Source organism: Winogradskyella undariae (assembly GCF_013285155.1).
GTDB classification, from domain to species: domain Bacteria; phylum Bacteroidota; class Bacteroidia; order Flavobacteriales; family Flavobacteriaceae; genus Winogradskyella; species Winogradskyella undariae.
In genome coordinates this window covers 67,001-75,003 of sequence record NZ_JABTEL010000016.1, presented here as the reverse complement: position 1 = coordinate 75,003, position 8,003 = coordinate 67,001, and the positions used below count along the sequence as shown (strand labels likewise).

Genomic DNA, 8,003 nt, shown 5'->3' with positions numbered 1-8,003 from the left:
GTATCTGCAAAACCTTCGTCTATAAGACCGTTACCGTTATTATCGATACCATCGCAAATTTCTTCAACTTCTGGTTCTTCACAAACATCACCAATACCGTTTCCGTCTAAATCAGCTTGATCTGGATTCGCAACTTCAGGACAATTGTCTATACAATCTGCAACACCATCACCATCAGTATCTGCAAAACCTTCGTCTATAAGACCGTTACCGTTATTATCGATACCATCGCAAATTTCTTCAACTTCTGGTTCATCACAAACATCACCAATACCGTTTCCGTCTAAATCTGCTTGATCTGGATTTACAACTTCAGGACAATTATCTACACAATCTGCAATTCCATCACCATCAGTATCTGTAAAACCTTCGTCTATAAGACCGTTACCGTTATTATCGATACCATCACAAATTTCTTCTGAAGGTGTTGGTGGAAAATCTATAGTCGTATCAAATAAATAAGGATGAACTTCCCCTGAGTTTTGCTCAAATACTTCTGCAATAATTTGTCCGTCAATATTAAAATTACTTCGGTTATTAAAACGAGCACTTGGTGCATAAATAGTTCCATAAACTTGAGCACCACCAGTATAATTAATGGTAGAACTTACATTAGCAAAATTATATAAGATATAAGGCGCGTAACTTAATGAACTTCCAACGATATTTGGCCAGCTATGAATTGAAACAACATCTGGAGTAACACTAATATCTGTAAGATTAATGATTAATGGAGTTGTTTCTGAAGGCACTAAGTCATTGAATTTTATTTCACTAAATCCATTGAATTCTGCAACTGTTAAATTAATAACGTTAGTTGTATTTGGAATTAAATTGATCCATAACTTTCCTTGAGTAAACTCATCAGCATTCCAAGTTACATTGGTGATTTGATTTCCTAAATAATTAGAAATAGATTCAAACTGATTAAAAGCTTCATTAAAATCTATTTGAGGATTTCCTGAAATTGAAGTGATAGTTTGATTTGTAGATAATTCAATCCTAGGGTTAGTATCAAAATTACCATCAATAGGAGTAATTCTAGTATTACTAAGTACATTGTTTTGGTCTAACTCAAAAACAGCACTTGTAGATAGATCACCTATTTTAATATAATTGCTTTGTAGAATCTGTAATTTACCTGAGTTGTAATTTACTTTTCCGTTAACAACAAGAGCAGTTGCTTGTGAGTCGCCGTTATAATAATTTATACCGCCAAAAATATTTAGGGTACCGTCTAAAGTTAAATCTCCACCAACGGCCCAAGAACCTTCCGATTCTGTTTTTATAGCTATGGCATCGCCAGAGGTAAAGACATTAAAGTTATTTGCTGCTACCGTTGGATTAATTGGGGATGTTTGGGCTTCCAAATTATTGGTAACATTTGCAAATAAGGAGCCGACCGCTAAACTGAATAGTACAATTTTTGCTTTCATTATTTTTGATTTGTAGGTTAAGTCTAACAAAAATAACAATTTAAGCAACAATTATGTGTCAGTCATCGAATAAGCGGAAAAATATATAATTTATTATTGAAACTACAGCACTGAGTAGGAGACGAAATAGACCTATTTTTCCGTTATAGGATTGCTTTATCAGTTATAAAATGAACATAAAAAAAGCTCTCATAATAAAATGAGAGCTTTTTTATAAAACTTGTTTTAGTACTACATGTCTTTAGAACTAGAACCTTTGAATTTGTAAGTAATTCCAAAGTTAATACCGAATGAAGAATAAGGTACTTTTACGGCTAATTCTTTTGAATCATCTGTATTTGTATGAGACAATTCATCAACATAAGTTGTTTTTTTGTTTCTACCTTCTGGTAAATTATCTAAAGAGTAAAAACCTTCAAAAGCTACTGTACCGTCTGCTGCAACGATATTAGTATTGAACTCTTGTAATTCAGAATCTTTACGTTTTAAGCTAATTCCATAATATTCTGCTTCAGCAAAAACACTAAAATTATCATTTATAGGATATTCATAACCAATAGCAGCAACAAAACCTAAAGGAAATTGTCCATGAAAATCTTCTACATAATTAGTTTGAGAATAAGCTCCTGGATCTAAACCAAAAGCAGCAGCTTCTCCATCTGATAACGTTTGTTTTTGACTCACAACAGCTTCTGTTTTACCTCCTAATTTTACTAAAGCCCCTAAACGACCATAAATGTTATTGTTAAATTTATATACTAAAGATATCGCTGCACCAAAAGCACGAGCTCTAGCAACAGCATCTATTTCTGTTCCTGGTACATTAACTTCAGAGATTGTTTGATCTGAACCATGTAAATACCCAAGACTTAAATCAGCACCAAAAGTTTCATTAAAGAAATAAGTTCCTCTAATTTGACCATTAAAACCTTCTCCATAACTACCGTAAGCATTTTCTGTTTGTGTAGTACTTATTGTTTCTCCTGTTTTCATTCCTGCACTACCAATAGCATAACCACCACTAGCCGAAATTTGAAATTGAGCGTAAGACACAGAGCCGATTAATAAGGCTGCACATAATAATATTAATTGTTTCATAATTATCAATTTGTTATTTTTTAGTTTATTTTTTTCAAATATTATTAAAAAAATTGACATAAAAAAAGATAATCACCAATAAATGGACTTATTATTTTTTATACCACAAATAGAACTATTATTAAATAGCCCTAAATTATTCAGTTTTATATAAAACTAAAGCAATGTATTCTTTTTTAAAAAGTCTGATTATGAGGAACAAAGCATAATTTCATACTATATAACTCATATATCGGTAGTTAACAAAAATACTTATTTTGTTTCATATTTAGTAAAAAAAAATAATAGCCTTCAAGCTATTAAATGAGTTAAATGAAGAATTTACTTGTGAAATAAGAGGAATTACTTAGATCTGATCTGTAAACTCTATTCTGAATAAATTGAATAGAATTACACCCCATTATCACTAAAGATATTATGATAATAAGATTATAAAGATTGAAAAGTTGATATGTTTCTAAACTGTATGCCTTTTTTACCTTGAATAGTAATCACTTCTTCTTTAGACGTATTATTAGAAGAACGTATAGAAACACGGATGGTATTTTCTCCTTTATTTAAAGGGATACGAGCATAGTAAATACGATTAGGAAGACTTTGCCAATTACGTGTGTCAGCACGTTCTGTTAGTGCATTAAATAGACCTAATGCAGCACCTATATCTGCGTTTTGATTTTTAACTAAAGACTCTGATATTTTTTTAGTACCTAACCTTATCGCTGCTTTTCCTATTTCGCGTAGTGTACGGTCTCTTAGGGTTTTAAAAGCTATTTCATCATAGTTTTGCGCCAATTGAAAATCAGTACGACCAATAGCATCAGAGCTAATAGTAGCTTTTGAAAAAGCTGGAGATCTTTCAACATACTTAGGAAAGGCTACATTAAAAACATTAATATCCGAAAAGTCATTTTTATTTCCATTCCCACTAGGAATAGGGATGGGCAATGTTAATCCTAATTCTTCATTGTAAATAGATACAATTCCGTTATTGCTCCCTGGCAACACAATAAAATTAAAAAATGTTTGGTCCTTATAAGGTACTAAACCATTTTCCCAAAAAAGAATAAGTTCTCCTTCATGAGTTGTTTGAGGGGCAATGTATTTTGTATTTAATAGCTTTTCGTAGCGTTCAAGTTCATTTGTAAAACCTAAAACAGCAGCAGTTCTTAATACATCTTGCTTTAACTGATCGGGTAGAGGTGTACCAAAGAAAGAGCCTTGGTTTTCTAAATAGAGATCAACAGCATTTCTGTAAGAAATAAAGGCATTATTAATATCGCCCGAAGCTTCGTATAAAAAACCTTGAAGGTTTAAAGCAAATCCATCTGAAGTATACCGGTTCTTTTTACCTAGAGGATAGCTATCATTAATAGCTTGTAATTGTAAATTAATTCGTTTTGCTTCTACTAAGGCATCATCAAACTTATTAAGAAATATATAATTTAAGGCTTTATAATAATGAATGGCTACTTTTTCAAAATCTTCACCAGTATAAGTTTCTGCTTCCGGGTTTAAAAGTACACCCAAAGCTTTTCCTCCTAAATTAGCTTTATTATCTTCAATAATAACATCTGCTTTATTAAAAAAAGAATTACTTAATTCATAATCCTTATTTAAGTAGGCGACTTTACCTTTTTCTAAATAATATAAAAGAAGATTTCTTTTTTTGTGTAAAAATTTATTCGATTCTATAGAAGTAGAAGCTTCCTTAAAATCTCCTCGTTGAATAGCAGATTGAAATTTTTGTGCTTTGGTATTATAAGTCGCACAACTATTAAATAAGGAAAGGATTAGAAATGTATAGACACAATAAAAGATATTTTTCATTCCGTTTTCGTCCTTTTATTTTAGGGAAGCTTTGACTCTTGTTAGTTTTTAATGTATTTTTTTATCTTTTTATCTCCAATCCAAACCTTTTCATTGGTTTCAATATTAGTTAGCTCTAAATCGATTTGATAATAAGTTACTTTTTCTTTTTTGTAAGCATCAACTATAGAGTTAATGTTTCCTTGAAGCATATAATCTGCACCTGTTTCTAAGCCGAATTTTTTTATAGTAGAACTCGATGCATTGTTTTGCTGATCAGCACGTTCAGATCTTAACTCTTCTCGCATTTCTCCACCAGAAACAATTCTTGCTAATTGCTTTTTAATCAAAGCTTTTTCTATATCCTTTGTAAAGGTTTCGGCTTCAATATGTTCATGAGATTTGTTTCTTACCAAACCAACAATTAAAACGGGTTTTTCACCATCATTAGCTTGCATAAAATCGGTTAACCAATCTCCAGATAAAATTTGTTCTGTAAGTGCTTCAGCAGCCAATCTAGAATCCGTATCATTCCATCGTCCACTAATATCTATTTGTGTGTCAGACTCTACACGTGTAATTTTTCGTGCACAAGAATTAAAACTCATTGCACCTACTAAAATTAACCCTAGAATAATAATTTGTTTTCTCATCTTTCTATTATATATGTATTTTATTTTTTTGATTAAATTATCTAAATCTAAAAGATCCTCCTATGCCAAAGTTAAATAAAGACCGTGCGTAAAATCTTCTATTGCTAAGGTTGTAATACGATCTATGATAGTTACTATGAAGGTTATTATAGTAGTTTGCACCAAAGTTGCTGCTAATTCCGCTAAAATATCTTGTGTTTTTAGCACGTTCAAGCCTCACTTCTTGTCTCCATAAGGGTCTTTGAGATCTGTAGTATTGTCTTAATTCTTTACGTTCTCTTTTAGCTTCCATAGGATCAATGGCTGTATAAGTATCCTGTACTGTTGTCCCTTGTTTTAACGTAAGATTATCAACGTTATTTGCTGTTGTATATTTATCTAAACTTACTTTATAATTAGGATTTTGATCTGGTACTAATTCCTCGTTAACCTGTGCAGTGCCAATAAAACTTACTAAAGAAAATAAGATGGCAGTATAAATGGTGTTTTTCATAATGTTATGGTTTTATATGTTTTATAAAACAATTATTATACCAAGGTACAAAATTACGCACTTTTATAATAAAAAAATATAGGGTTTTGTTCATTAAACTAGAAATTATAGGGTAGAGGTGATAGATAAACATACCTAATGATACTATTATTTTGAAATGATAAATCTTAAAATAGTGCACTAAGTGTATTGAAATAAAAATATATGCTCATGCTTTCAACAAAAAAGAACCCATTATAATACAAATTTTAATGAATTATTTTTCATAAACAGCAAGTTAAATCGTTTGACTTTTTTATCACACTTTATTGGTTCATGACCATATTGTGCTCATATTTACAACATTCAGGTAAACTTTTATAAGCATCTTCGCTTCCTTCAACCTTTTCAGTATCATAACCCGATGCGGCAATGGCATTATGAATTTCCATAGTATCTGTTTTGCTATCATCGAAAAATATATCTATTTTCTTTTTATCGACATCCCAGGTTGCGTTAGCAACACCTTCGACACTATTAGCCGCTTTTTCAATGGTACTTTTACACATACCACAGTTTCCTCTTACTCCAAAAGAAATATCTGCGGTAGCTGTTTCTTTAGAAACTTCTGTCGTTGCTGTTTCTGTTTTTTGTTTGTCTTCATTTTTACAACTTGTAAAACCTATCGATGCTATTACTATTAGACTTAAAATTACTTTATTCATTCTTTTAAAATTTAATTATTATGATTTGGTTTTTAATTATTCTATGACTTGTTTTACTTCTCCGCAGGTTAACATGGCACCTCCAAAATAGGGATTCACTACTTTTTCTTCTTTACTTAACCAATAAGCCCCTTTGTTATTATCAGACATTGGGCAGTATAAATGATATACTTTTTCATGGACACCAAACACTTCTAACGCGGTGGCCATATTTGATGATAAATGCTTAAAATAGGTTCTTTGAACTTTAATATCGTCTGTATTTGAAATTAAATGAGCAGTTGTTTTTATTTCCTTTTCTAATGGCATCCAATGCTGATGTGCATTTTTACTCTTTAATAACTTCATATCCACTTTCCCTAAATTAGCTATTAATTGTTTAGATTGTGTTTTAAGTTTCTGAGTATTATCTGTTGCCAAAGCATTTTTCAATTCAATATAACTATTAAAAACCACGTTTAATTGATTTTGAAACTCTTTAGAAACTTCTATTCGCTCATTTTTATTTAACGTTTTTTTAAAATCAGTCGTATTTATTTCCATACCTAAATGTCCTTCATGCCCCGTCATTACTTTGCCTCCTTTTTTATTCATCATCGATTTTTTGCCTTGTAATTGCGCAGCCGCATCTACAGTAAAGGTTCCGTTGGTTACAATTTCATCTCCATTATTTAGACCTTCTAAAACCTGATAATTATCTCCAAATTGGTTTCCTAATGTTATGTCTTGCATTTGAAAAACAGGTTCATTTGGATTTGTTTTTATGTACACTACAGATCGTTTTCCCGTCCATAAAATTGCAGAAGCAGGTATGGATAAAACTTGCTTTTTAATTGAAGGATCAACGCCGTTAATTTTACCTTCTACAAACATGCCTGGTTTAAAAAGTTCGTTTTTATTATTCAATACGACTCTTAATTTTACCGTTCTTGTTTTGGTATTTAAAATAGGATCAATAAAATCGACCTTTCCTTTGAATGTTTTATTAGAATATGCCTTAGTGGTTACTACAATATCTTGTCCTTTTTTAAATTGGCTAATTTGATTTTCATAGACATCAAAATTTGCCCAAACCGTATTTAGATTTGAAACCTTAAAAATTGGTTTTCCATCCATGATATGCGAACCTTCATTTATAGCGATTTCGGTAACTACACCAGAAACATGGGAGTAAATTGTGAAACTCGTTTTCACTTGTCCGGTTTGTTCCACTTCCTCTAATTGCTTACCATGGATCATCCAATTCTTAAACTTGTTTTTAACTGCATTATACAATTGAGGTTGTGATGTTTTTAATTTATAGGCTGTAATTAATTCTTGCTGTGCTGCAATTAAAGCTGGTGAATATATTTGCGCAATCGCTTGTCCTTTGTTAACACGTTCTCCTAAGGAATTCACATATAGTTTTTCAACTCTTCCATCAAAATGCGCAGGCATTGTCGCTGTTTCATTTTCGTTTTCTGTGATTTTCCCTGACAAAATAAAACCTGAATCTTCATTAGAAACACTTTTACCTACTATTGAAGTTTGAATATTAGCCAAAGCCATCGCGTTTTCAGATAACTTAAATTGATCTACCAATAATCCTTCTGCACTGCTTGTAGCAGGAATTAAATCCATACCGCAAATAGGGCAGGAGCCAGCTTCTGGTTGCATAATTTGTGGATGCATAGAACAGGTCCACATTTGACTTGTACCTTCAACAGCTTCATGATGATGTGCTGCTTGAGTCTTTGATGTCCCACCAAAAAGCATCCAACCTAAAAGTAAACCAATAGCTAAAATGGCTATGTAAATGCTATATTTCTTCATT

General features: G+C 31.5%; 7 protein-coding genes. All 7 read right to left on the bottom strand.

From position 1 onward, the window contains the following. The coding region (locus HSX10_RS16685; RefSeq protein WP_173589390.1) for a collagen-binding domain-containing protein at positions 1-1,436 on the bottom strand (1,436 nt) is incomplete at its 3' end. Positions 1,437-1,667: 231 nt separating this feature from the next. After that, entirely contained in the window at positions 1,668-2,534 is an 867-nt protein-coding gene (locus HSX10_RS16680; protein ID WP_173589389.1) for an outer membrane beta-barrel protein, read from the bottom strand. A gap of 429 nt (positions 2,535-2,963) precedes the next feature. Further along, the gene (locus HSX10_RS16675; RefSeq protein WP_173589388.1) at positions 2,964-4,361 is read right to left on the bottom strand and encodes a COG3014 family protein; all 1,398 of its coding nucleotides are present in this window, start codon (positions 4,359-4,361) and stop codon (positions 2,964-2,966) included. A 41-nt stretch (positions 4,362-4,402) separates the two neighbouring features. Further along, positions 4,403-4,993 (bottom strand): penicillin-binding protein activator LpoB, encoded by a 591-nt coding sequence (locus HSX10_RS16670; RefSeq protein WP_173589387.1) that lies wholly within the window; start codon positions 4,991-4,993, stop codon positions 4,403-4,405. Positions 4,994-5,030: 37 nt separating this feature from the next. Next, positions 5,031-5,486 carry a hypothetical protein gene (locus HSX10_RS16665; protein WP_173589386.1) on the bottom strand — a complete coding sequence of 152 codons (456 nt, stop codon included), beginning with the start codon at positions 5,484-5,486 and terminating at the stop codon, positions 5,031-5,033. Positions 5,487-5,791: 305 nt separating this feature from the next. Next, on the bottom strand, positions 5,792-6,190 hold the full coding sequence (locus HSX10_RS16660; RefSeq protein ID WP_173589385.1) for a heavy-metal-associated domain-containing protein: 399 nt from the start codon (positions 6,188-6,190) through the stop codon (positions 5,792-5,794). A 36-nt stretch (positions 6,191-6,226) separates the two neighbouring features. After that, a complete protein-coding gene (locus HSX10_RS16655; RefSeq protein ID WP_173589384.1) occupies positions 6,227-8,002 on the bottom strand; it encodes an efflux RND transporter periplasmic adaptor subunit in 1,776 nt (591 codons plus the stop codon). Position 8,003 lies beyond the last annotated feature (1 nt).